Genomic DNA, 21,972 nt, shown 5'->3' on the forward strand with positions numbered 1-21,972 from the left:
AAATGACTGATTTCCAGCGGATCCGATGCTGAAGCGAGACAGCCGGCGATACTCGATGCTGGAAACCGGCCCAGAGCCGACGCTTCTTAACCTTCGAGTCACAATCACACACGTATGTCATCGACGATTCCCGTCACCGTCCTCTCGGGGAGTCTGGGAGCGGGAAAGACGACGCTGCTCAATCACCTGCTGCGAAATGCGGGCGAACGTGAACTCGCCGTACTGGTCAACGACATGGGCTCGGTGAACGTCGACGCCGAACTCGTCGCCGAGGGATCGGATCTGGACGCCGGCGGCGTCGCGGAACTCTCGAACGGCTGCATCTGCTGTGAGCTTCAGGACGACCTCGAGACGGCAGTCGTTCGACTGGCCCGCAACCGGGAGTTCGACCACCTGATCGTCGAATCGTCGGGTATCTCCGAACCCGAACCGGTCGCCAGCCTGTTCACGACCGCCTCGCGGGTCGCCGCCCGGTACGAGATCGACGCACTCGTGACCGTCCTCGACACTCGACTGTTCCTCGACGCCTTCGCCGGCGAGGACGTCCCCGAGCGCCGCGGCGACCCCGACGGCGAGGCCGACCGCCCCCTCTCGGACCTCCTGATCGAACAGCTCGAGGTAGCGAACCTCGTGTTGCTCAACAAGGCGGACCTGTGCAGCGATTCGGAACTCGAGGAGGCCGAAGCCCTCGTCCGGGCGCTCCAGCCGGACGCGGAGACGATCCGAACGGAGTTCTCCGTGGTAGATCCCAACCGTCTGCTCGGGGTCGATCTGTTCGAGCCCCAGCACCTCGGCGAGGGGGCCGGGTGGCAGCGGGCGCTCGAGGAGGACGACGAAGCCGACGAGGACTCGGCGACCCACGCGGACGATCACGGCCACGACCACGATCACGACCACCGCCATCCCGACGAGGTCTACGGCGTCGAGTCGATCGTCTTCCGGGAGCGACGACCGGTCCACCCCGAACGGTTCGCGTCGTTCCTGCGGGAACTGCCCGACGGCGTCGTCCGATCGAAGGGAGTAGTATGGATCGCCGGCCGCGACGCGAAGATCGAACTCTCCCAGGCCGGCCCCTCCGTCCGGGCGACGAACAACGGTCCCTGGGTCGCAGCCCTCCCCGAGATCCAGCGGGACCTATACCGGTCTAACCGCCCCAACCTCGCTTGGCACGACGAGCACGGCGACCGGCGGACGGAACTCGTCGTCATCGGAACCGATCTCGACGAGGAGCGGCTGCGATCGCGGCTCCGGGACTGTCTGGTCACCGACGAGGAGTGGGAGCAAGCAGAGACGCTCGAGAGTCCGTTTCCGGGCGAGGCCGAGGAGACGGTCGTGCTCCGCGAGCCCTGATTCGGCCGTCGATTAGTCGAACGCCGCTTCGATCTCGTCGAGCGCGCGGTTTAGCTCTCCCTTTCGCTTCCAGGCGGCGATCCGATCGCCGAAGGGAAGCGGCGCGGCGAGCGAGACGGACGAGCGGAACGTGACCTCCGTTTCACCGTTCAGTGCGTCGAACTCGAGCCACGTTTCCATCTGCTCGAACGGTCCCTGTTCCCCCTCCTGCGTGTAGTAGAGTGCGTCGTCGCGATATTCGAATCGCAGCGGAAGCTGCATGCCGGGGCCGCTGGCGACCACGATCGTCGTCTCGTCGCGCTCGTCGACGATCTCGACGGTAAAGCTGCCCTCAGCCTCGACGATCGCCGGCGGATCGAATCGCGACGAAATCTCGACGGGCGTCGCATCGATCCGCCGAGACACTGTCACCTCCCGCATACCGCTGTCGTTCGCGCCGGCCGACATAAATACCGGTGTCGTTTGGCCCACGAGCGGACAGAAAGGCTAAGTGAGCGACGTTCGCGTGTTCACCTATGAGCGGTCCCGACGCCGACAGGGAGGGGTTCCAGGAAGGGCTCGAGTCCTCGCACGGAGATCCTCGCGTCCTGCTCGTCCTCAACGCGATCCTCTCGACGCTGTTCGCTCTGATGCTCGTTACCGGCGCGGATTTCATCGGGGTGCTCGAGTACAGTCTCACGACCGTCGCCGCCGTGGCGATCGGGCTGTTCGTCCTCACCCTCGTCATGACCCGATCGTGATCGGATCAGCGGTACCGACACGTCCGTTACTGGCGGCGAAACCGACGCACCCAGAGCGCCTGTAGCGGGACGATCAGGAGCGGGGTCACGAACGCGGCCGGCAGGTTCACGGCAGCGATGCCGATCGAACAGAGAAAGACGGCTGGGACGATCAGCCCGCGGATCGCGACGAACCGCCCGGTTCGGTCGTCAATCTCCGGCCCCGTGAATCCGCGACGGTGTGCGTACCACCACACGAACGTTAGCGTGAGGCCGACGAGCGAGATGTTGAGCGCGTAGAGCGTCCACGTAAAGCGCGTTCCGTAGATGCCGAGCAACTCGGTCGGAAACGGCAGAAACGAGACGACGAGCAGGAACAGCAGGTTGCCGTACAGCAACACTCGGTCGTGTCGGACGATGTGCTGGAAGAGGTTGTGGTGGACGATCCAGTAGATACCGACGACGAAAAACGAGAGCAGGTATAGTAGCCACTGAAAGTCAATGCACACCTGATCGCACGACAGCTGTGCGATCAGTGTGTAAATCGTTTCAGTTGTTACTATAGCTCAACAGCAGCGTCTGCTGGTCGGCGAGCGCGGCCGGAAGCTCCGTCGCTGCGCGATCCGCGGGGATCTCCGGCACCTGGAACTGCAACACCAGCAGGGTCAACACGATCGCGAACAGCCCGTCGCTCAGCGCAGCGATTCGGTCGGTGTCCTCTCCCTCGAGAAAGCGAACGGTCGGCATGGGAGAGTAGACGACGGCAGCGACGATAACCTGTCTCCTCCGGAGAACCTCGAGAGAGACAGTAGACCCACTGTTTTACGAACTCACCCGTCGTACGAGCGTCATGTCGCGACGCGTCTCTCGAGCGAACCTTACCGACGTCTTCCTTCGGGACTGCAGACGGCTGCTCCTGTCGATGCGAGGGCGCTTTTTTACGCGACCGAAGCCCCTCGAGCCGTCCGTCCTCGTCTCGCTCTCCGCGGCCGAGGCGGAGCGACTGCTCGGCGAGCACCACTTCGCTCCGAACTGGGACATGTCGTTCGCGTACTTCGGCGAGGTGTGTAACCTCCGGCGAGTCGAGTACGTCACCGATCACCCGAGCGGCTACGAGTGGTGGCAAGTTCACGTTCGGGGCTACCACCACCCCGAGGGGCTCGAACTGACGGCCCACTTCGAGACCGATCCGAGCGAATCGCCCGACGCGCACGTCGACCGGGTCGGGATCGACATCGAGCGCGGCCTCGAGGAACTGAAGCGCGTTCTCGAGTCGAACGACGTCCCGTACCGGTCGCTCACGCCGACCGAGGTCGCCTCCCTCCAGTAGGCGAGCGGGAGAGGTGTCGCGGCCGTCGGTCGGAGCCGACAGGTACTCACGGACCGGTCGATACTGTGCGGACAACGAATGGAGAGGGAGGCGCTCACGTCCTATCGGCCCACGAAACCCGAGATAGCCGTTTTCGTCTCGGGCGTGACCAGTATGGGCCTCGAGATTCTCGCGGTGCGCGTCGTCGCACCGCAGTTCGGGAGCCACATCTACACCGTCGGCGGCATTCTGACGGTCTTTCTCGCCGCGCTGAGTCTGGGCTACTGGCAGGGCGGCAAGCGGGCGGGGCTGGCGACGAACCGGGAGATGTCCTGGATCATGCTCGCGACCGCGGTGTACGTCGCAGTGGTGGTCTACTCGAGCGATCTGTTGCTCGCGTACACGTCGACGCTGGCGCTGCCGCCGCGGTACGCCTCGCTCCCGGCCGTGATCGTCCTCTTCGGGCCGCCGACCTACCTGCTGGGATTCATCAGCCCCTACGCCGCCGAACTCTCGCAGAAACAGGGGATCGGCGAGGCGTCGGGCCACGTCTACGCGCTGGGAACTATCGGGAGTATCCTCGGCTCGGCGGCGACCACGTTCGTCCTCATTCCCGTCCTGAGCATCGGAGAGATCGGACTCCTCTTCGGACTCACCCTCGTCGCCACTGCGCTCGCGCTCACGCTGCCGTCGCCGTCGCGCAATCCGACGGTCGCGAGCGTGGTCGTCGTGCTGTTGCTCGTCGGCGCGGCCGGCGGCGGTCCCGCCGCGTTCGACTACCGCGGTGACGTCGTCTACGAGAGTCAGACCCCTCATCAGCAACTCGAGGTCGTGGACGACCGCGACGACGTTCGAACGATGTATCTGGACGGTTCCCGTCACAGCGCGATAGACCTCGAGGACCCCGACCGCCACGTCTTCGCCTACACGAGGTACTTCCACCTGCCGATGCTGATGACCGACGATCCCGACGACGTCGACCGCGTCCTCTTCATCGGCGGTGGCGGCTACACCGGCCCGCAGGACTTCGAGGAGCGCTACGACGTCACCGTCGACGTCGTCGAGATCGATCCCGAAGTGACCGAGGCTGCCGAGGACTACTTCGGCTTCGACCGGGACGACGAGGACGTGACCGTCTACGCCCAGGACGGCCGGCAGTTCCTCGAGGAGACCGACGAGACGTACGACGTGATCGTCCTCGACGCCTACAAGCAGGACCAGGTCCCGTTCCACCTGACTACCGAGGAGTTCATGCAGCTCGCGTCGGACCGGCTGAGCGACGACGGCGTCCTGTTCGCGAACGTCATCTCCTCGCCGGACGGACCCGCCTCGGAGTTCTACCGCGCGGAGTACAAGACCATAGAGCAGGCGTTCCCGAAGGTCTACAGCTTCCGGACGTCCGAACAGAGCTCCGTCCAGAACATCGGACTCGTCGCGACGAAAGACGACGGCGAACTCACGCAGGCCGACCTCGAGGAGCGAAACGACGAGCGAGCGCTGGGTGTCGACCTGAGCGACGAGATCGATAACCAGATGGCCGATCCCAAAACCGACGACGTCCCGGTGTTGCGTGACGACAGAGCGCCGGTCGACAGCCTGCTCGATCCGATGGTGGGCCAGCGGTACGTCATCGAGGAGACGGGAGAGTCGGAGCCGGCGACGGCGACGACGGTGGCATCTCCGGCGACGTGAAACCGGCTCGAGTGGGTCCAATCGTGGAGCCGTCCGCTCTCACTGGCTGGTAGAAACTTCAGGTGGGTGGTCCCTGTACAGGGTCTATGAGCGACGAGACGACCGAGTGGCGCCACTCGGCATTCCAGTGGACAGTCATCGAGGGGAATCGACTGATCGTCGCGGGCACGCTCCTCGGCGGGATACTGCTGCTGTTGCTCGTCTTGCTCGCCGTGAATCTGTTTCCGCGAGCGCCCGGCGACCCGCTCTATCTCCTCATCAGTGCGTTTCTGGGCGGAAACCTCACGCTCATCACCGTCGTCATCGCGATCAACCAGCTCGTGTTCTCGCGGGAACTCGGCTCGCCCGGAAATCTGGAGCAGCGAACCCGAAACGCCGTCGAGTACCGCAACCAGGTCCAGGAGGTGATGGATCGTACGGTGAGCCCGGTGATGCCCGGCTCGTTCCTGCTGGTGCTTCACGAGAACCTCGGCAAACGAGCACAGGCGTTGCGCGAAACGATCACGAATCCCTGCGACGACGATCTCGCCGCGGAGATCGACGAACTCGTCGGCGCGCTCCGGGGCGACGTCCGGGACGTTACGAGAGCGCTCGATACGCCCGCCGCGGACGAACAGATCTTCGGCGCGATCGCGGCGACGCTGGGCACGACGCAGGCCGAGCAGTTGTACGACCTCTCCCGCGTCGAAACGGAGTACGACGCCCAGCTCTCGGACGAGCAACGCGAGCTGTTCGACTCGATCCGCGAACACCTGCTCCACATCGACGTCGCCCGGAAGTACTTCCGGACGGTCTACATCACCAAGGAGCTCTCCTTCCTCTCGAGGGTGCTCCTGATCGTCGGGCTCCCGGCGCAACTGTTCCTCGCGGCGACGCTCGCGGTGTACGATCTCGCCGCGATCGAAGCCCTCCCCGTGGCCACGATCGTCGGGGCGACGCTCGTCGCCATGGTCGCCTGTTTCGCGCCGCTGGCGATCCTGGCGTCGTTCGTCCTCCGGCTGTCGTGGGTCGCACAGCGAAACGCGACCGTCATGCCGTTTGCGGCCTCGGAGAAGGATTACACGCTGTTTTCGGGCGAGAGCTGACTGCTGGTCGAACGTGGTTGCTCCGAGAGAGCGTCTCGTAGTACTTGGCCGTCTGACATTCACAGATCCCAAAAGAGACTTATAAGGTTGGACTAAATCTCTGCCGAAATGAAACGTCGACACGTCATCGCTGGCGCGGGAAGTATCGGCCTCGCGAGCCTCGCAGGCTGTCTGGGGCTGGCCGGACTCGACGCACACGAGGCCTCGCCGGCCGGTGTCGATCCGGCCGTCCGCGACGACACCGGATACGAACAAACCGAGGTCGACGACCTGCGGATCGAAGAGGAGGTCGGCGTCTCCGCGGCCTCCGAAGAAATCGTCGTGACGAACTATCTCACCGAACACGAGAAGGCCGTCGACATGGGTCCGCTCGGCGAACAGCGAGGAGCGGAGTTTACAATCCTCTCGACTCCAAAGGTCGGGGTCGCCGGACAGAACTTCAATCCGGTCGAGGACAAGTCCGCCGCCGAACTCGTCGAACTGATCGCCGGCAACTACGACGCGGTCGGCGACGTCGAGCACGTCTCGGACGACGAGGTGACGATCCTCGAGCAGTCGACGACGATGTCGACGTTCGTCGCCGACGCGGAGTTCGAGGGCCAGAGCGTCGACGTGAACCTCCACGTTACGGAGGCCGTCGAGACCGACGACGACCTGCTCGTGACGATCGGCGTCTATCCGGAGCGCCTCGAGGGCCAGGAAGAACCAAACGTGCGCTCGCTCGTCGAACACGTCCTCGAGGACGTCGAAGACGCCGGCGAGCAGAACGGCGGTGAGGAAGGCGAAGACGGCGAGGACGACGAAGAGGCTGACGAGAGCGATGACGAGGCGGGAGACGACGCTGACGAAGGCGACGGCAGCAACGACGAGGACGGCGAGGACGACGAGGACGACGGAATCGTCTAACTCACGCCGGAGGCCGTTTTCGCTACTTTGCGTTCGATCGCGTTTGCTGCTCCGTCGTTACCAGTAGTTGGTAATACAGTTTTGTTATTCAGTCGTGGAACTGAACATGAACCGGTTGAATCGCTACGTGCAGATGCGAGTGCAACACGCAATTTGATGACAGAAAGCATTTACATTTTCATAATTTTATTTCTCTCATGCAAGGTGATACAGTCGTTACTGGCGGATACAACGGTATGCAGGCGGTGGGTATGGGTATCGTTGTACTCGCAATTGGTGCAACGTTCGGCCTGTATCTCCTCGGACTATCGGTCGGATTCCTCGGGATTGCGTTCGTCGGTATTTGGAGCGGATTGATGATACTGGCATGGCCGCTGTTCAAAAAGGCTCATCCACGCTACGACTCTACCACTCAGGAGTAGTGTTTCTCAACTACGTTCCCATCCAGTCCTCAGCATAGCCGTTCGAGTTGCACTTGGGCTTTGACAGAAACTATAGAGATTGAATCGATATTGTTGATTATATCGCCTACACGTAACGGGAGTTTCGCACGCGATTCTGAATAAAGAAACCGTGCTACCATCTACTGCTACTGTGTCAGCTATCACAGACTCCTAGAGCCCAGCGCCCGAGGGCGCGTCCGGTAGCTCGTACTTCTCGACCTCGAGTCCCAGTTCCTCGAGCGCGCCCTCGAGGTGACGTTCCTCGGCGAAGTCGGCGCCGTCCGCCTCGCGAAGTCGCTGGGCCGTCGCGAGTACCTCGCCGCGGCGGTCGTCCGGGACGTCGAACTTGTCGGTCGAGAGCTCGATGGTGAGGCCGTTGTGATCCCGGGTGTACAGCGAGTGGAAGATGCCGCGGTCGAACTCGTTGTAGCTGTGTTCGGCCTCCTCGAGCGCTTCTTTCGTCTCGACGAACCGCTCCGGGTCGACCGAAAACGAGAGGTGGTGGACGGAGCCGATCTGGTGGCGAAGTGGCTGCGGGTTCGACTGCCGGTCGTCGCTCACGAAGAAGGTGATGATCCGACCGTCGCCCGTGTCGAAGAAGAGGTGCATCGAATCCGGATCGTCGAGATTCGGCTGTCTGAGCACCAGCGGCATGCCGAGCAGGTCGCGGTAGAACGCGATCGTATCCTCTTCGTTGCTCCCGACGAGGGTGACGTGGTCGGTTCCCGAAAGCTGGATCGGACTGTCCGGTCGGTCGGCCGTGATCTCGATATCGTCGGTCATCGTCCTCCCGTTGGGGTGCTCGGTACGTAAACCTGTAACCCGAACGGGGCATCTCAGCGTGTCACGTTTCCGGTCACAACCACCGGCCGGTCGGCCTCGAGGATGACCGACTGGCTGACGCTGCCGAAGATCGCTTTCCCGACCGGAGAGCGCTTTCGGCCGCCGAGCACGATCGAATCGATGTCGTACTCCGTGGCCGTCTCGAGGATGTCGGCCTCGGTGTCGCCGCTGTCCTCGAGGACAGTGACGTCGACATCGTGGTCCTCGAGGTGTTCCATGGCTCGCCGAACGGAGCCGATTCGCGTGGCCGTCTTGAACTGCTGGAACTCCTTCGGGAGGTCGTCGCTGTCATCGGTGAAGACGAACAGCACGTACGCCTCGATCGGTTCGTCCGCACTCGGCAACGACGTCACGTACTCGGCCTGGGCGCGCGCTCGCTCTTCGTTCGTGTCGACGGGGAGCAGGACCCGATACATAGTCGACTGTTCGGCTGGATCACCAATAAATACGACTGTAAACTGGGTCTCCACGCGGGTGTCGTCCGTACAGGAGTGTCTCTCTCGAGGCGAGACCGATCCAACCGGGGATCGAGTACTCGAGGTCGAGTGAATCGCGACCGCCCCTTCTTAAAGACGAAACCAGGACATGGCAAGGTCTATGCTTCCATCGTCCACAGACGGCGATATGCAACTCGAGCAGCAGTCTCAGGAGAGCCGCTGGCGCGGGACGGTTCCGAGCGCACTCGACGGACGGGTACTCGGACTGGTCGTCGTGACGGCGGCGCTCGCGGCGTCGCTGAACGTTCCGTACGGCGGGCTTCCCGTCGGGATCGTCGCGTTCGCGGTGCTCGCAGGCGGCGGCGTCGCCGTCCACCTGCTCGGCGAACGCAAACTGCGCCGGCTCACGGACGGACTCGTCGAGCGGTGGGCCGACGCCGGCGGGCGGATCGAGGACGTGACGAAGACGTCCGAGGGGATGCGAACGGAGTGGCTCGTCCACACCCCCGACGGATCGATCAGGATCGGCGGCATCGCGCTGGTGCCGGTCAGCCGGCTCTCCGTCGAGTGGCAGGGCGTCGGCGACACCATGGATGCCAGCGAGGCAGAGGCGGAGCTAGACCGACTCGCGGAGAGTCTGTTCGAGGAGATCTTCGAGATCGGCGCTGCGACGCAGCGATCGTAAGGCGTTCCGGTTCCGTTCTGCTGCCGCCCGCGGCGATCACGGGGAGCGCCTCGCTCGACGCCTGGTCCCCGTACGGTAAAGTATCAGTACGACCAGGAACCGGACATGCGACTGGACGGCGTTCGAGTGCTCGATCTCTCGCGACTCTTGCCCGGCCCGTACGCGACGCAACTGCTGGCCGACTCGGGGGCCGAGGTGGTGAAGATCGAGGACACCGACGCGGGCGACTACGCCCGATCGATGGCGCCGCGGACGTCCCGCGGCGTCGGCGCGATTTTCGAGATGGTAAACCGGGGAAAACGAAGCGTCTCGATCGACCTGAAAGACGAGGACGGTCGGACGGCCTTCTATCGGCTCGTCGAGGACGCCGACGTCGTCCTCGAGGGGTTCCGACCGGGCGTCGCCGAGCGCCTGGGGATCGACTACGAGACCCTCACCGAGTACAACGACGAGTTGATCTACTGTTCGCTCACCGGCTACGGCCAGGACGGCCCCTGGGCGGATCGGGCCGGTCACGACCTCAACTACGTCGCCCTCTCGGGGCTGCTCGATATGACTCGTGACTCGCCCGACGCAAAGCCGCAGGTCCCCGGCTACCCGATCGGGGATATGGCCGGCGGGCTGTTCGCCGCGTTCGCCGTCTGCGAGGCGCTGCTCTCGCGCGAACTCGGCAACACCGGCGGCGAGTACGTCGACGTCGCGATGGCCGACGTCGTCGCCTCGTTCTCCCAGCCGGTCGCCTACCAGGCGCTCACCGGGGATCCGGCCGAGCCGCGACCCGGGGAGACGCCGCTAACCGGTGGCGTACCGTGGTACGATAGCTACGAGACCGCCGACGAGAGATGGGTGACGCTAGCCGCCCTCGAACCGAAGTTCTGGCGCGCGTTCTGCGAGGCGGTCGATCGGGAGGACCTCGCCGACGAACACGGCTCGCAGGATCCGAACGTACGCGCTGCCCTTCGAAACGAACTCCGAGAGCTGTTCCGCGAACGGACGCGAGACGAGTGGGAGGCGCGACTCGAGGACGTCGATGCCGCGTTCGCCGGCGTGTACACACCCGCGGAGGCGTTCGAGAATCCCCAATTTCGGGCGCGGGGACTCGTCGAACGTCCCGACGACGGGCCACCGCGGATCGGGTTTCCCGCGCGCTGTAGCGAGGGATCGACGGGGACCGCCGAGACGATCCCAGAACAGGGCGAGCAGACGGAGCAGTACCTCGCCGACGCAGGCTACAGCGACGGCGAAATCGAGCGCCTCCTCGAGTCCGGCGCGGTTCGCTGATCGCGGAAAGCGGCCTACTCGAACAGGTCTGTGTGGCGCTTGGCCAGGTCCGTGTACTCGCCCGACGAGAAGTCCTCGAAGATGGCCTCGGGATCGATGCCCGTCTCCTCGAGTGGCGTGATCTCGGCCGGAACGCCGCGGACGAACGACTCCGGCGGAATCGCGTACTCGTCGGGAACCACCGTTCCCGCAGCGACGATACTGCTGGTCCCAACTGTCGCGTCGGTGTTGAGCGTCGTGTTGAACCCGACCAGCGCGCCCGTCTCGACGGTCGCCTCGTTGAGAACAGCGCCGTGACCGACCATCACCTGGTCCTCGAGCGTCGCCGCGTGAAGCGTCGCGTTGTCACCGACGTGGGTCTCTCTCCCGATACGAACGGGATCGATGTCGCCGCGGAGCACGACGCCCGGCCAGACGCTCGCATCCGCCTCGACGGTTACGTCGCCGACGAGCGTGGCGTCTCGGCTCACGCGCGCCTCCTCGTGAATCGACGGGGACGCCCCCTCGAACTCGTAGGTTCGGCTGTCGACCATGAGAAAGCCGACCACGACGTGGCTCATAATGGTTCGTCGTCGAAATCGGGACAGTCACCGCTTCAGAACGGACGTGAGACGATCGGCTCGACGCTTCCGTCGGCTCCGATGAACGTCTTACGGACCACTCAGTACCATCCAGTACCATGCAGAGGTATGCAAGCCCTCAGCTTATTACGTCCACGGGCGGAGTGACACTCGACGATCATGAGTCAGTCAGAATCACCCATCCGAGCGATGTTCGACGTCCAGCGAACCGCGATCAAACAGGGCCAGCAGCTGTTCAAGCAGAGCCTCGCAGCCCAGCGAAACGCCGACCACGTCGCCCTCACCGGGCTCAAGGGTCAGGAGTCGCTGCAGCGCCAGCAACTCGAGATCGGCCAGGCTGCGACTCACGGCGCCGTCAGCGCGATGACCGCGATGATGCCCGGCGGCGGCCAGTCGGACGCCCACCAGGGGATCGACGAGAGTTTTGACCAGCTGAAAACGGCCCACGCCGAGTTCTACGACGCCTTCGAGCGCGAACTCGAGCGCGATGTCGAGTCGATCGACGAGCTCTCGGAGGAGTTCGTCGACGCGATGGAAGAAGGGACCGAACAGCTGCTCGAGTCCTCGCACACGATCGAGGACCAGACGGTCGAAAACATTGGCGAGCTCTCGACGCAGCTCCGCGAACAGCTCGAGCAGACCCAGGAGATGCAGGACGAACTCGAAGATCAGCTCGAGAGCCAGACCGGCGACGTCGAGCAGCTGCTCGAGCGCCAGGCCGAGCAGATCGAGTCCTTCCAGCAGCAACTCGAGCGGCAGGCCGAGCAGGTCCAACAGCAGTTCGACGCGCAGGAAGAGGAGCAGACGAAGATCCAGACCGATCCCGAGCACACACTCGAGGACATCGAAGGAATCGGGACGACGACCCGCGAGCGTCTCGCGGACGCCGGAATCGCGACGGTCGACGATCTGACGCGATCCGATCCCGAAACCGTCGCCGAAGCCGCGGAAGTCTCGACGTCGCGCGCTCGAGACTGGATCGACCAGGCCGAAGCCTAACTCGACGACTCGTTGCTACCGGCGACGCAGCTCCGCACAGCGCGAGCGCCGTTCGTTCTCGACGTGTCATACGGTTTACTGTAACGATTTACCGGTGCAACCGCAAGACGAGTCGCGGTTGCACCGTCAATGGCTTACAGCAGACCGTATCAGTCGAGTTCGGGCAGCACGTTCTCGCCGAAATCGTCGACGAACTGTTCTTGCTCCCGGTTGACGTTGTGAAGCACGAGTTTGTCGACGCCGAGCGACAGATCCTCCTGGAGCCACTCGAGGTGTTGCTCGAGGTCGGCCGAGACCCGGACGTTCTCTTCTACCTGCTCCCGGCTGATCTCCTCGCCCAGTTCGTCGTACTCCTCGGGCGTCCGGAGCTGCTGGGTCACCGGCCCAGGAACGCAGTTCGTCCGCCACTGGTCGTACGCGCCCTCGAGCGCGGCCTCCTCGTCGGTATCGTAGGAGAGCTGCACCTTGAGGTAGACGGGCTCGTCGGGTGCGTGCTCCCGGAACGCCTCGACGCGCTGGGCCACCTCGTCGTGGGCCGGCGTCGCGATCGTAATCATGCCGTCGGTCCAGTCGCACTGGCCGAGCCAGCGGGCGGTCTCCTCGGAGAGGGCGGCGCCGATCAGCGGCGGCGGCGTCTCGGGCCGGGAGTAGAGCGTCGCCCGCTCGACGGTGATCTGCCCGTCGTGGGTGACCTCCTCGCCGTCCCAGAGTCGCTGCATCACGTCGGCACACTCCTCGAGTCGCGCGTTTCGGTCCGACTTGACGGGCCAGTCCGGGCCGACGATTCCCTCGTTGAGTAGCTGTCCGCTGCCGATCGAGAGCCAGAACCGCTCGGGGTACATCTCCCGGAGCGTCGCCGCCGCTTGCGCGATGATCGCGGGGTGGTAGCGGTAGCCGGGCGCGTTGACCGTCCCGAACGACAGCGACGTCGCCTCCATCGCCGAGCCGAGCCAGGACCAGACGAACCCCGACTCGCCCTGACGCTCGCTCCAGGGGTGGAAGTGGTCCGATGCGAGCACGTCGTCGAACGCGTACTCGTCCGCGAGTTTGGCGCACTCGAGGAGGTCACTCGGCGCGAACTGCTCGTGGGATGCGTGAAAGCCGATGTCGGTCATGAGACGTTACGACCCCCCGCTCGAGTCGCGGTCGCGTCGGTCCTCGGACTCCGAAATCGGCTCCCCGTCCGGGACGCTGGCGACGAGCCAGTTTCCGTCCGCGAGACGGCTCGTCCGAACCTCGCTGTGTCCGGATGGCGCGCGAACCGGAGCGTCCGCTGGATCTGACGTATCTGCCATAGCGTATGGTATCGACGCGCTCGACCTAAACCTCGAGCCCTGAATGTGCTTCCCGGCTACCGCGACCGCGCCGACTCTGCAGGCAGCGGTCGCCACCAGACGTATTCGAACCGCGCCCGTCTCACCGAGTATGCTCGTGCTCGGTGACGCCCACGCGTCCGACCCGGAGCGCCGGGAGGCACTGCTCGACCACTATCGCGCCCTCGAGCCGGACGCGGTGGTACAGCTCGGCGACCTCGAGTGCTACGACCTGCCGGCGCCGACGTGGTTCGTCGCCGGCAACAACGAGGAGTTCGACGTGATCGACGCGCTCCGCGCCGGGGAAACCGGAGAGACGCGAAACGTCCACCTCCTCTCGAGCACGGCCGCGACGGTCGACGGCGTCCGCGTCGCCGGCCTCTCGGGAAACCACGCGCCGACGAAGTACGACCTCCCCAGATCCGAGCTCTCGGGGGAGCGACGCCGCCACTTCACGCACGAGGACGTCGAGCGGGCGAAATCGCTGTCCGACGTCGACGTCTTCCTCACCCACGAGGCCCCGACCGGACTGCTGTCGTACGGCTACGATCCGGGCTGCGAGCACGTCGACGAGATCCTCGAGGCGGTCTCTCCGAAACTCTGCCTGGTCGGACACCACCACCGCCACCGCGAGGCGACCATCGAGGGAACACGCGTCGTGAGCCTCGAGCCGGCCTGGGAGCGGTACTACACGCTCGATCCCGAGACGCTCGCGCTCGAGACACACGATCTCGACTCGAGCGAATAGCGACGAGAACTCGAGCCGTAGCCGTCAGCCGAGGTGCGTCGTGAACCAGTCCGCGGCGTGGTCGGCCACCGCCTCGAGTTCGCCCGGCCCCTCGAAGAGGTGGCCGGCCCCTTCGACGATCCGGAGGTCCGACTCGCAGGAGATCGCCTCGTGGACTTCCCGGTTCAGCCCGAGCACTGACTCGTCCTCCCCGCCGACGATCAGCAGCGTCGGGGTCTCGAGATCGTCGAGTACCTCGGACGCCATGTCGACCCGGCCGCCGCGGGACACGACGGCGTCGATATCCGTTTCGGAACGGACGGCACCCCGGATAGCCGCCGCAGCGCCCGTACTGGCGCCGAAGTAGCCGATCGGATACGCGTCCCCGATCTCGGCTCGCTCGCGAGCCCAGGCCGTCGTCTCGACGAGTCGGTCGGTCAGGAGGGGGATGTCGAATCGGTTCTCCCGGTCTCTATCCTCCGTTTCGGTCAGCAGGTCGAACAGGAGCGTCCCGAGTCCCCGGTTGCGCAGCGTTTCTGCGACGGCGTTGTTTCGCGGACTGTGTCGACTGCTGCCGCTTCCGTGAGCGAAGACGACCAGCCCGCTCGCGTCGGCCGGAACGGCGAGTTCGCCCTCGAGCGTCGTGTCGCTGACGGGGATCTCGGTCACCGCGTGGGTTCCGTCGGTCGTCATAGTCGCAACTCCGCCGTGAGAACGGTTGTTTGTTTGGGGAGGCCGGACCGACGGTGCGACCGGTCGGTCGCGTTCACCGCTTCTGTGGGACCCGCTGGCGCACGAAGTTCCGGACGCGGGACGTGTAGGCGCGCGGACGGTGGAGGTTACAGATGTGGCCGACGTCCGCGAGCACCTCGATGCGGGCGTCCTGCGCGGCGGCCGCGTGCTCTTGCTCGCCGCGTCGCATGATCTTGTCGTTCTCGCCGTTGAGGATCAGCGTCGGCCCGGGGTACGTCGACAGCTTCTCCCGGAAGTTCACGCCGGCGACGTCCGGCCCTGCGTCCCCGAACTGCTTGGGATAGAATCCGGCGTCGATGATCGCCGTCTCGATATCCGGCGGCAGCTCGCGGTTGCGAACCCACCGCGTCGCCAGCCGATCGACGGCGCGCTTACCGATGTCGGGTTTGGTGAGGAGCCGGGCGAGCCCGCCGTTCACCCGCGTGAGCAGGTTCATTCCCCGAACGGGATTCACGCTGCTGCCGGTCAACACTAGCCCGTCGACCTCCTCGGGGTGTCGGGAGGCGTACTCCGTCGCCACGTACCCGCCGAGCGAGAGGCCGACGAGGACCGCGCTTCCGTCGGTTTGCGTCTCGATCACCGCCTCGAGGCGCTCGATCGCCGGCTCCATCCGGAACGTCTCGTCACCGAACGTTCCGTGGCCGGGGAGATCGGGCGCGATCACGCGGAACTCGTCGGACAGCGCCCGCTGTTGGGGCAGCCACATGGTCCGCGTGAACATTGCTCCGTGTACGAACACGATGGCCTGTGCGTCCGCTGGACCGTCGATATCGACACCCTCGAGGTTGTCGCTGTCTCCGAATATTGGCATCGCCAGCGTTCGTACCACAAGGAAGTCCTTAGTTCACAGCCCGGCGATGGCACTCGAGTCGGTTCTCCTAACTAGCCCGCATCCGAACGAGATGTCCAAGATAAATCGCATACCGCAATATCAAACTACAGCAATCGAGAGGTGAGAGTACGGATCGGTAACGGGAGGCTACCGAGAGTGGAAATTACGAACGAACCTCAGGAAGACGGGGCTGTGTCTGACGATTCGATACCGACGGCCACGCGTTCGCCGGTGCGCGCCGCTTCGTACGCCGCTTCGGTCAGTGCCGTCGCGTACAGCGCGTCCCTCGCCGTTGCCGGCGGCGTTTCGCCGGATCGAACCGCCTGCACGAACGCATCGACTTTATCGTACGACGAGAGCTCCTCGGAGACCGCTGACACCTCTGTTCCCTCCGTATCGGTGATAGAGAGTTCACGGTCGGACCACCCCGTTCCCTGTATCGTGCAGCGGCCACCGTCTCCGCGCACGGTGATCCGCTCGGAGACGTCGGGCGCGTCTCCGGAGACGGTAATGCTGGCTACCGTCCCCTCGTCGAATCGAACCGTGAGCGCCGCCTGAACGTCGATGCGCTCGGTTACGAACTCCATTTCCGCGGTGACAGCGACCGGGATTTCGTCGATCATCCAGACGATCGCATCGAGCAGATGACTGCCGCTGTCGTACAGTTGACCGCCGCCGCTAAGATCCGGATCGACGCGCCACGTCCCGGACACCTCCTGGATCCACCCTTGCGTGAGTTCGGCGGTGACGAGTTTGGGTTCGATATCACCGCTCGTGACCGCTTCGCGGGTTTCGACGTAGGCCGAGTTGACGTGGCGCTGATATCCGATCATCGTCACCTGATCGCTGGTTTCGATCCGGTGGGTGAGCTCTCGTGCCCGTCCGAGATCCGGGACGAACGGCTTCTCACAGAAGATATGAAGCTCCTCGTCGAGCGCGGCGACGGCGTGGTCGTAGTGGAGTTCGTGCGGCGAACTGATCTGGACGCCGTCCAGTTCCTCGTCCTCGAGCATCGCCCGGTGACCCTCGTACTGGTGTTCGGGATCCACCTCGAGTACCTCACCGGCCCGTTCGCGGTTTGCATCCGAGATGTCGGTAAGCGCGACGACTTCCGCGTCGGGATTCTCGTGAAACTGCTCCGCGATGTGGGTTCCCCAGCCGCCGGTTCCGACGATACCGATCCGCAGTGCGTTTGGCATTGATCGTGATAGCTCGAAGCGGGCGAAAAGGATTCTGGTGGCGGTATGGCGTCGTTCAGTCCGTCCTCGCGAGTCGGCGCGCAAACCGGTCCGTGGCGAACACCGTGCGTTCGTTCGGACCACCGGCGACGTGTCACGTGATCCGAACGAGCGACCGACTCGCGGTTTCCCTACGATCCCCGATCCGCTCGCACGGGACGAGTCCGACCTGAGCGAAACCCCCGTCTGGGCGGCTCGAGAGTGCTGTTCGCGGCGGAGAGGGGTTAGAGCGAGATCAACTCAGTGTCGCGTTCTTGAAACGAGCGTAGCCGATCCCGAGCGGAACGAGGATCCACATCGCGACGATGATCCAGGCGAACCAGTTTTCGAGGTAGAACGGCACCTCGCCGGCGACGCGCCCGGCGGCGGTCATGTCGAAGTCTCCCGCGCCCGCGAAGTCGACGAGGGTCAGCGCGATTGCGCTGAGCGACTGGCCCGGACTCAGCCGCAACACGAACAGGTACCAGGCGGGAAGCCCGTCGAACCCGGGGAGGCTGCCTTCGACCGCCCAGTAGATCCCCATCGTCACGAACTCCCAGAGGAAGTCGAAGAGCACGAAGAACCCGAGGACGCCCGCGAGCGCCTTCGCGCGGGAACTGACGCTCGCCGAGATACCGACTGCGATCGCGACGTAGACGAGTCCCATGAGCAGCGAAAAGACCAAGAGTCCGAGATAGTCGACGACCGCGAACCCGTCGTACAGTGCGACGATGACGACCGCGCCGACGGCGAACCCGATCACGGTCGGAATGGCGACGACGCCGGTTCGCCCCAGGACCTTCCCGAGAACGACGTCGCGGCGGGTGTTCGGGAGGCCGAGCAGGAACCGAATGCTCCCCGACTCGCGCTCGCTGACGATCGCCTGATAGCCGACGACCAGTCCGATGATCGGGATCAGAAAGCCGATCGGCGTGAACAGGAAGCTGAGCGCGTCTTCGAACATTGGTGTCGCTCCATCGGTCGCGAGGAGAGAGGGGATCGACGAGACACCGGCGACGAGCAGGATCAACAGCACCGTCAACGCCCACAGCATCAGCGACCGCCCCGCGTCCGCGAAGTCCTTCCTGGCGATGTGTATCCAACTCATGCGTCGATCGCCTCCGAGTTGGCGTCTTCGAGTCGACCGTCGTCCGACGTCGTGAGTGCCGCGAACAGCTCCTCGAGCGACGGCTCCTCCGAGGTGATGTCGGCTATCTCGGCACCGGCTTCCTCGACGGCGTTGATAATGGCCGCCTTTCGGCTCGAGTCGTTCAACACGACGACGATGTCGCTCCCCGAACGGTGAACGTCCGAGACGCTCGCCATCGTCCGAAGCTCCGAGAGCAGTCCGTCAGGCACCGCGTCGACCGTGACGAGAAGCCGCGATTCGGCGTCTAACTGTTCTTTCAGCGCGTCGATCGTATCTTCAGCGACGAGCCGTCCGCCGCGCATGATGCCGACCCGGTCACAGATCGCCTCGACCTGTTCCATGATGTGACTCGAGAAGAACACCGTCGCGCCGCGGTCGACCTCTTCCAGGATGATCTGTCGCATCTCGCGGGCACCGTTCGGGTCGAGACCCGACGACGGTTCGTCGAGGATCAGCAGTTCGGGGTCGCCGACGAGCGCCATCGCGAGTGCGACGCGCTGTTTCATCCCGGTCGAGAAGCCGCCGGCTTTGCGATCGATGGCCTCCTCGAGACCGACGCGCCGGAGCAACGCGTCGGGGTCGTCCGATGCTCCTTTCGTCTCGATAGCGAACTGGACGTGCTTTCGCGCGGTCAAACGGTCGTACATCCCGAAGTCTTCGGGAAGGACGCCGGTCGACTGCCGGATAGCGAGCGATTCGCGCCCGATGTCGTGACCCAGGACGTTCCCGGCGCCCGCCGTCGCCGGCGTAAATCCGAGAAGCATGTTGATCGTCGTCGATTTTCCGGCCCCGTTCGGGCCGAGAAAGCCGTACACCTCACCGCGTTTCACCTCGAGGTCGAGCCCGTCGACGGCCGTAACGTCGCCGAATCGCCGCGTGAGCGAATCTGTTTGTATTGCAACCATTCGTACGGTCGAAGAAACAGACAGTGGACTGAAATAGTTTTAGATTGCTTTGTAAGTGAAAAGATAACAGTATGGATACTATGAACGCCGACTGTGAACAAATTCTCACCCACGTTGTACCTTCTTGCAAGAATTCTGTTTTTGCAAACGGTTGGACTCGTGCCGGAGACCGTCCAGAACGTCGGCGGACGAGTCGACACGGCCGAACGCGGGTTCCGCGCGATGGCTCACCGACAGTCAGGACTCGTCGGACTCGAGTTCGGCGTCGCTGCGTCGTGCATCATCGTCCGAATCGACCGCCGCGTCCGTTCGACGCGGTTCGTCGTCGACTGAAACCGCCGCGTCGGTCCGGCGGTCGACGTCGTCCACGCTGAGTTCGGCCTCGGGATCGTCTTCGGTCAGCGCCTCCGGATCGACCGTCGCGCCGGGCCCGGTCGGTTTCTCGTCGAGTTTCCCGGAAGCGTCGGTCGTTGCTTCCGTCGTCCGTCCGCTCGAATCGGGTGTCTCCGTCTCGGTCGGAACGGGGGCTTCCTCCGTCAGAACGACTCGGTCGTCGGTGACTTCGCGAGCGAGCGGTGCCTCGATCGGCCGAACCTCGTCGGTTTCGGTCCCCATCGACGGCGTGAGCGGATCCGAGTCCTCGGTCGTCGGAACCGGACTCACGCGGGCGACGGTACCGTCGACTGCGGCAACGACGCCAACTGTTTCGCCGCTGGCGGTTTCGACGAGTTTCCCGATATCGTCGTCTGTGAACGTCCCGCACATGGGGCGACCTATCGACAGTCGAGAAAAATTTGTGGTGCCTGCAACAGCCGGTTATGCGTCCGCCCGTCTTGCGTTCAGCGCCGCTATGGGGGACGGCCGGTCCTCACTCCGTGGCGGCCGAGACGTCATCGGCGTTGGCGTCGGTTGTCGGGCCGTCGGTCGGTCGGACGAAATCGCGCTCGAGGTGAACTCGCGTGTCGCTGATCTCGCGAACCGAGTCGGCCTCGAGCGTAAAGGAGCCGCCGGTCTCCTTTCGGTCGAGGCGAATCAGAATCTGGTCGATGGCGTCGGGTTTCGGTTCGACGTGGGCCGTCTCGCCGCTGGCCGACGCGACGGTTCCGATCACCTTGCCGTCGGCTCGTTCGACGAGTTTGCCGATCTCCTCGTTCGTAAACGTCCCGGACATACTGCCACTTGCTTCATCTTCGTCGAAAGATGTACTGCCTGCACCAGCCTCGATGTCGTGGGCCTCGGAATCAGCGCCGGCGTCGGTAGCTTCGGAGTCAGCGCCGGCGTCGGTAGCTTCGGAGTCAGCGTCGGCGTCGGTAGCCTCGGGGGAGGTGCCGCGGCTTGCGCTCGGATCCAGTTGTTCGCCCCACGTCGAGGAAAAGAGCGGCGCGACGGCGGGGAAGACCATCATGATGACGAACAGCGCCAGCATGACGGTTGCGACGGCTGTGATACCGATCGTGGGATCGAACGGGACGATACTCGGAACGATGCCACCGGGAGTGACGAGACTCATGGATTGTCGTCGGGTTGTGACCCAGGTCCTATGAGGATTTCTGTTCGCGGTAGCCCCGTCGGTCCGGTTCGACCGCCAGTCCACGGTCTCGATCGACGCAGAACGGAGAGCGCTCTCGAGTCGACCACGCTCCCCGGAGGCTTCCCGACTGTTTTCGATCAGTCGATCGGGAACCGGAGAACGGCTCCGAGCCCGTCGAACGCGTCCGCGAACCGGTTTCCGTCCGGGAAATCGTCGGGAACGACCACCGTGTCGCCGCCCTGTTCTTCCGTCCGTTCGCCCAGCGACTGGAGCTGTGGCGCGTCGAGCGTCGTCGAGAGCAACAGCGTCTCGACCGCGTCGTACTCGAGCGCCCGATCGATCTCGTCGTATCCGTACGCGATTTCGTCCGACCCAACCTCGTCGAGAAAGGTCCCGAGTGCGTCGCGGGCCTCGTGCCGGTCGCGCTCGTCGATGGCTTCCTGGCCCTTCTCGGCGAGTTGGTCGAGTCCCTGCTCGCTGGCGTACTCGACGGCGAACTCGCCGACGATCTCGTTCTCGAGGCGGTGGTCGAGGTCGGCCTCCTCGCGGAACCGCTCGATCGTTCCCGTCGTGCCGCCGAGTAACAGGCCGTCGACCTCGTCGTCCTCGAGGAAGGTGTACGCGGCCCGCTCGGCGACCTCGTCGAAGAACTCGCGCTTCTGGCGCTCGCGGTCGCGTTCGAACCGCTCGGCCGACTGACCGCCGGCGCTGGATTTCCCCGGGACGTCGCTGTCGAACGAGTCGATCGCTTCGACGCCCTCGTCGTCGAGTCGGCCCAGCGCCGCGCCGCCGCGCTCGACGACGAGCAGTCCGTGCGTCGAGGAGGGCTCGGTGATGGCCTCCAGGGGCTCGAGATGGAACTCGTTGCTGTGCTCGTACACCGACTCCTCGATCTCGACTGGCAAGTCGTCGAAGACCGACGTGAGGAGGTCTCCGTCGGCAGCGCCCGCGTAGACGACGAGCCCGTTTTCCGGAACCTCGTCGTACTCGTTTAAGATCCGCCGGACGGCCTCGAGCGCGTCGACGAGTGGCTGTGGAAACGACTGCTCGTCGAGTTGCGTCGCTTCGGCGTAATCGGTTTCGACGGGCTGGCGCGCCTCGCCGATCGAGTTGTCGGGCGGAACGACGAGGGTAACGAGCACGTCCCGGTCAGCGACGGTTCCGGAGAGCCGATCGAGTTGCTCGTGGAGTTCGTAGTCTGAGAGTGACATGGA

At 64.4% G+C, this 21,972-nt stretch carries 25 protein-coding genes and 1 pseudogene; 11 read left to right on the forward strand and 15 right to left on the reverse strand.

Annotated features, from left to right (window positions below):
- Positions 1-114: 114 nt before the first annotated feature.
- A complete protein-coding gene (locus CV102_RS12200) occupies positions 115-1,350 on the forward strand; it encodes a CobW family GTP-binding protein (protein WP_148858280.1) in 1,236 nt (411 codons plus the stop codon).
- 12 nt (positions 1,351-1,362) lie between these two features.
- Here the strand turns inward: CV102_RS12200 and CV102_RS12205 are convergent, their stop codons facing one another.
- Positions 1,363-1,770 carry an SRPBCC family protein gene (locus CV102_RS12205; RefSeq protein ID WP_148858281.1) on the reverse strand — a complete coding sequence of 136 codons (408 nt, stop codon included), beginning with the start codon at positions 1,768-1,770 and terminating at the stop codon, positions 1,363-1,365.
- A 95-nt stretch (positions 1,771-1,865) separates the two neighbouring features.
- Between CV102_RS12205 and CV102_RS12210 the strand changes: the two genes are divergently transcribed.
- Positions 1,866-2,090 carry a hypothetical protein gene (locus CV102_RS12210; RefSeq protein ID WP_148858282.1) on the forward strand — a complete coding sequence of 75 codons (225 nt, stop codon included), beginning with the start codon at positions 1,866-1,868 and terminating at the stop codon, positions 2,088-2,090.
- Between the two features lie 26 nt (positions 2,091-2,116).
- Here CV102_RS12210 and CV102_RS12215 read toward each other — a convergent pair.
- Positions 2,117-2,816 (reverse strand): annotated as a pseudogene (locus CV102_RS12215) (TMEM175 family protein).
- Between the two features lie 103 nt (positions 2,817-2,919).
- Between CV102_RS12215 and CV102_RS12220 the strand changes: the two are divergent.
- The 5 genes from CV102_RS12220 to CV102_RS12240 all read left to right on the forward strand — a co-directional run bounded on the left by CV102_RS12220 (position 2,920) and on the right by CV102_RS12240 (position 7,483).
- A complete protein-coding gene (locus tag CV102_RS12220; protein WP_148858283.1) occupies positions 2,920-3,399 on the forward strand; it encodes a hypothetical protein in 480 nt (159 codons plus the stop codon).
- Positions 3,400-3,477: 78 nt separating this feature from the next.
- Positions 3,478-5,070 (forward strand): spermidine synthase, encoded by a 1,593-nt coding sequence (locus CV102_RS12225; RefSeq protein WP_148858284.1) that lies wholly within the window; start codon positions 3,478-3,480, stop codon positions 5,068-5,070.
- Positions 5,071-5,156: 86 nt separating this feature from the next.
- Positions 5,157-6,155, forward strand: coding sequence for a hypothetical protein (locus tag CV102_RS12230; RefSeq protein ID WP_148858285.1), 999 nt, complete (start codon positions 5,157-5,159; stop codon positions 6,153-6,155).
- A 108-nt stretch (positions 6,156-6,263) separates the two neighbouring features.
- Positions 6,264-7,061, forward strand: a complete 798-nt coding sequence (locus tag CV102_RS12235) for a DUF6517 family protein (RefSeq protein WP_148858286.1) — start codon at positions 6,264-6,266, stop codon at positions 7,059-7,061.
- A gap of 197 nt (positions 7,062-7,258) precedes the next feature.
- Positions 7,259-7,483 (forward strand): hypothetical protein, encoded by a 225-nt coding sequence (locus CV102_RS12240; RefSeq protein WP_148858287.1) that lies wholly within the window; start codon positions 7,259-7,261, stop codon positions 7,481-7,483.
- A gap of 192 nt (positions 7,484-7,675) precedes the next feature.
- Here CV102_RS12240 and CV102_RS12245 read toward each other — a convergent pair whose 3' ends face one another.
- Both CV102_RS12245 and CV102_RS12250 read right to left on the reverse strand, forming a co-directional pair.
- Positions 7,676-8,287, reverse strand: a complete 612-nt coding sequence (locus tag CV102_RS12245; RefSeq protein ID WP_148858288.1) for a VOC family protein — start codon at positions 8,285-8,287, stop codon at positions 7,676-7,678.
- 53 nt (positions 8,288-8,340) lie between these two features.
- On the reverse strand, positions 8,341-8,763 hold the full coding sequence (locus CV102_RS12250) for a universal stress protein (protein ID WP_148858289.1): 423 nt from the start codon (positions 8,761-8,763) through the stop codon (positions 8,341-8,343).
- Positions 8,764-8,971: 208 nt separating this feature from the next.
- Here CV102_RS12250 and CV102_RS12255 point away from each other — a divergent pair, with 208 nt between their 5' ends.
- Both CV102_RS12255 and CV102_RS12260 read left to right on the forward strand, forming a co-directional pair.
- Positions 8,972-9,469: a hypothetical protein gene (locus tag CV102_RS12255; protein ID WP_148858290.1), complete on the forward strand. Its 498-nt coding sequence runs from the start codon at positions 8,972-8,974 to the stop codon at positions 9,467-9,469.
- A 105-nt stretch (positions 9,470-9,574) separates the two neighbouring features.
- Positions 9,575-10,750: a CaiB/BaiF CoA transferase family protein gene (locus CV102_RS12260; RefSeq protein WP_148858291.1), complete on the forward strand. Its 1,176-nt coding sequence runs from the start codon at positions 9,575-9,577 to the stop codon at positions 10,748-10,750.
- Positions 10,751-10,764: 14 nt separating this feature from the next.
- On the opposite strand, the gene CV102_RS12265 is transcribed toward CV102_RS12260, so the two are convergent.
- A complete protein-coding gene (locus tag CV102_RS12265) occupies positions 10,765-11,283 on the reverse strand; it encodes a gamma carbonic anhydrase family protein (RefSeq protein ID WP_148858292.1) in 519 nt (172 codons plus the stop codon).
- A gap of 237 nt (positions 11,284-11,520) precedes the next feature.
- Between CV102_RS12265 and CV102_RS12270 the strand changes: the two genes are divergently transcribed.
- Positions 11,521-12,330 carry a helix-hairpin-helix domain-containing protein gene (locus CV102_RS12270; protein WP_148858338.1) on the forward strand — a complete coding sequence of 270 codons (810 nt, stop codon included), beginning with the start codon at positions 11,521-11,523 and terminating at the stop codon, positions 12,328-12,330.
- Between the two features lie 149 nt (positions 12,331-12,479).
- On the opposite strand, the gene CV102_RS12275 is transcribed toward CV102_RS12270, so the two are convergent.
- Positions 12,480-13,445, reverse strand: a complete 966-nt coding sequence (locus CV102_RS12275; protein WP_148858293.1) for a TIGR03885 family FMN-dependent LLM class oxidoreductase — start codon at positions 13,443-13,445, stop codon at positions 12,480-12,482.
- 6 nt (positions 13,446-13,451) lie between these two features.
- Positions 13,452-13,625: a hypothetical protein gene (locus CV102_RS25970; RefSeq protein WP_187432950.1), complete on the reverse strand. Its 174-nt coding sequence runs from the start codon at positions 13,623-13,625 to the stop codon at positions 13,452-13,454.
- Positions 13,626-13,755: 130 nt separating this feature from the next.
- Between CV102_RS25970 and CV102_RS12280 the strand changes: the two genes are divergently transcribed.
- Positions 13,756-14,391 carry a metallophosphoesterase family protein gene (locus CV102_RS12280; protein WP_148858294.1) on the forward strand — a complete coding sequence of 212 codons (636 nt, stop codon included), beginning with the start codon at positions 13,756-13,758 and terminating at the stop codon, positions 14,389-14,391.
- A 24-nt stretch (positions 14,392-14,415) separates the two neighbouring features.
- Here CV102_RS12280 and CV102_RS12285 read toward each other — a convergent pair whose 3' ends face one another.
- From CV102_RS12285 to CV102_RS12320, 8 genes are all read right to left on the reverse strand, one after another.
- Positions 14,416-15,063 carry a dienelactone hydrolase family protein gene (locus CV102_RS12285; RefSeq protein WP_148858295.1) on the reverse strand — a complete coding sequence of 216 codons (648 nt, stop codon included), beginning with the start codon at positions 15,061-15,063 and terminating at the stop codon, positions 14,416-14,418.
- A 73-nt stretch (positions 15,064-15,136) separates the two neighbouring features.
- The gene (locus tag CV102_RS12290) at positions 15,137-15,934 is read right to left on the reverse strand and encodes an alpha/beta fold hydrolase (RefSeq protein ID WP_148858296.1); all 798 of its coding nucleotides are present in this window, start codon (positions 15,932-15,934) and stop codon (positions 15,137-15,139) included.
- Between the two features lie 197 nt (positions 15,935-16,131).
- Positions 16,132-17,154: a Gfo/Idh/MocA family protein gene (locus CV102_RS12295; protein ID WP_148858297.1), complete on the reverse strand. Its 1,023-nt coding sequence runs from the start codon at positions 17,152-17,154 to the stop codon at positions 16,132-16,134.
- Between the two features lie 274 nt (positions 17,155-17,428).
- Positions 17,429-18,280, reverse strand: coding sequence for an ABC transporter permease (locus CV102_RS12300; protein ID WP_148858298.1), 852 nt, complete (start codon positions 18,278-18,280; stop codon positions 17,429-17,431).
- Positions 18,277-19,227, reverse strand: coding sequence for an ABC transporter ATP-binding protein (locus CV102_RS12305; protein ID WP_148858299.1), 951 nt, complete (start codon positions 19,225-19,227; stop codon positions 18,277-18,279). Before CV102_RS12305 ends, CV102_RS12300 begins: the two co-directional genes overlap by 4 nt.
- A 237-nt stretch (positions 19,228-19,464) precedes the next feature.
- Positions 19,465-19,992: a hypothetical protein gene (locus tag CV102_RS12310; protein ID WP_148858300.1), complete on the reverse strand. Its 528-nt coding sequence runs from the start codon at positions 19,990-19,992 to the stop codon at positions 19,465-19,467.
- A gap of 103 nt (positions 19,993-20,095) precedes the next feature.
- Positions 20,096-20,737, reverse strand: coding sequence for a hypothetical protein (locus CV102_RS12315; protein ID WP_148858301.1), 642 nt, complete (start codon positions 20,735-20,737; stop codon positions 20,096-20,098).
- Positions 20,738-20,895: 158 nt separating this feature from the next.
- Positions 20,896-21,969, reverse strand: coding sequence for a Vms1/Ankzf1 family peptidyl-tRNA hydrolase (locus CV102_RS12320; RefSeq protein WP_148858302.1), 1,074 nt, complete (start codon positions 21,967-21,969; stop codon positions 20,896-20,898).
- Positions 21,970-21,972 lie beyond the last annotated feature (3 nt).

The organism is Natronococcus pandeyae (assembly GCF_008122205.1).
GTDB lineage: Archaea > Halobacteriota > Halobacteria > Halobacteriales > Natrialbaceae > Natronococcus > Natronococcus pandeyae.

What these genes read in the sequence shown, in the direction of transcription:
- CV102_RS12200 (WP_148858280.1), top strand. Translation starts at nt 115, where the DNA reads ATGTCATCGACGATTCCCGTCACCGTCCTCTCGGGGAGTCTGGGAGCG.
- CV102_RS12205 (WP_148858281.1), bottom strand. Translation starts at nt 1,770, where the DNA reads ATGCGGGAGGTGACAGTGTCTCGGCGGATCGATGCGACGCCCGTCGAG.
- CV102_RS12210 (WP_148858282.1), top strand. Translation starts at nt 1,866, where the DNA reads ATGAGCGGTCCCGACGCCGACAGGGAGGGGTTCCAGGAAGGGCTCGAG.
- CV102_RS12220 (WP_148858283.1), top strand. Translation starts at nt 2,920, where the DNA reads ATGTCGCGACGCGTCTCTCGAGCGAACCTTACCGACGTCTTCCTTCGG.
- CV102_RS12225 (WP_148858284.1), top strand. Translation starts at nt 3,478, where the DNA reads ATGGAGAGGGAGGCGCTCACGTCCTATCGGCCCACGAAACCCGAGATA.
- CV102_RS12230 (WP_148858285.1), top strand. Translation starts at nt 5,157, where the DNA reads ATGAGCGACGAGACGACCGAGTGGCGCCACTCGGCATTCCAGTGGACA.
- CV102_RS12235 (WP_148858286.1), top strand. Translation starts at nt 6,264, where the DNA reads ATGAAACGTCGACACGTCATCGCTGGCGCGGGAAGTATCGGCCTCGCG.
- CV102_RS12240 (WP_148858287.1), top strand. Translation starts at nt 7,259, where the DNA reads ATGCAAGGTGATACAGTCGTTACTGGCGGATACAACGGTATGCAGGCG.
- CV102_RS12245 (WP_148858288.1), bottom strand. Translation starts at nt 8,287, where the DNA reads ATGACCGACGATATCGAGATCACGGCCGACCGACCGGACAGTCCGATC.
- CV102_RS12250 (WP_148858289.1), bottom strand. Translation starts at nt 8,763, where the DNA reads ATGTATCGGGTCCTGCTCCCCGTCGACACGAACGAAGAGCGAGCGCGC.
- CV102_RS12255 (WP_148858290.1), top strand. Translation starts at nt 8,972, where the DNA reads ATGCAACTCGAGCAGCAGTCTCAGGAGAGCCGCTGGCGCGGGACGGTT.
- CV102_RS12260 (WP_148858291.1), top strand. Translation starts at nt 9,575, where the DNA reads ATGCGACTGGACGGCGTTCGAGTGCTCGATCTCTCGCGACTCTTGCCC.
- CV102_RS12265 (WP_148858292.1), bottom strand. Translation starts at nt 11,283, where the DNA reads ATGGTCGACAGCCGAACCTACGAGTTCGAGGGGGCGTCCCCGTCGATT.
- CV102_RS12270 (WP_148858338.1), top strand. Translation starts at nt 11,521, where the DNA reads ATGTTCGACGTCCAGCGAACCGCGATCAAACAGGGCCAGCAGCTGTTC.
- CV102_RS12275 (WP_148858293.1), bottom strand. Translation starts at nt 13,445, where the DNA reads ATGACCGACATCGGCTTTCACGCATCCCACGAGCAGTTCGCGCCGAGT.
- CV102_RS25970 (WP_187432950.1), bottom strand. Translation starts at nt 13,625, where the DNA reads ATGGCAGATACGTCAGATCCAGCGGACGCTCCGGTTCGCGCGCCATCC.
- CV102_RS12280 (WP_148858294.1), top strand. Translation starts at nt 13,756, where the DNA reads ATGCTCGTGCTCGGTGACGCCCACGCGTCCGACCCGGAGCGCCGGGAG.
- CV102_RS12285 (WP_148858295.1), bottom strand. Translation starts at nt 15,063, where the DNA reads ATGACGACCGACGGAACCCACGCGGTGACCGAGATCCCCGTCAGCGAC.
- CV102_RS12290 (WP_148858296.1), bottom strand. Translation starts at nt 15,934, where the DNA reads ATGCCAATATTCGGAGACAGCGACAACCTCGAGGGTGTCGATATCGAC.
- CV102_RS12295 (WP_148858297.1), bottom strand. Translation starts at nt 17,154, where the DNA reads ATGCCAAACGCACTGCGGATCGGTATCGTCGGAACCGGCGGCTGGGGA.
- CV102_RS12300 (WP_148858298.1), bottom strand. Translation starts at nt 18,280, where the DNA reads ATGAGTTGGATACACATCGCCAGGAAGGACTTCGCGGACGCGGGGCGG.
- CV102_RS12305 (WP_148858299.1), bottom strand. Translation starts at nt 19,227, where the DNA reads ATGGTTGCAATACAAACAGATTCGCTCACGCGGCGATTCGGCGACGTT.
- CV102_RS12310 (WP_148858300.1), bottom strand. Translation starts at nt 19,992, where the DNA reads ATGTGCGGGACGTTCACAGACGACGATATCGGGAAACTCGTCGAAACC.
- CV102_RS12315 (WP_148858301.1), bottom strand. Translation starts at nt 20,737, where the DNA reads ATGAGTCTCGTCACTCCCGGTGGCATCGTTCCGAGTATCGTCCCGTTC.
- CV102_RS12320 (WP_148858302.1), bottom strand. Translation starts at nt 21,969, where the DNA reads ATGTCACTCTCAGACTACGAACTCCACGAGCAACTCGATCGGCTCTCC.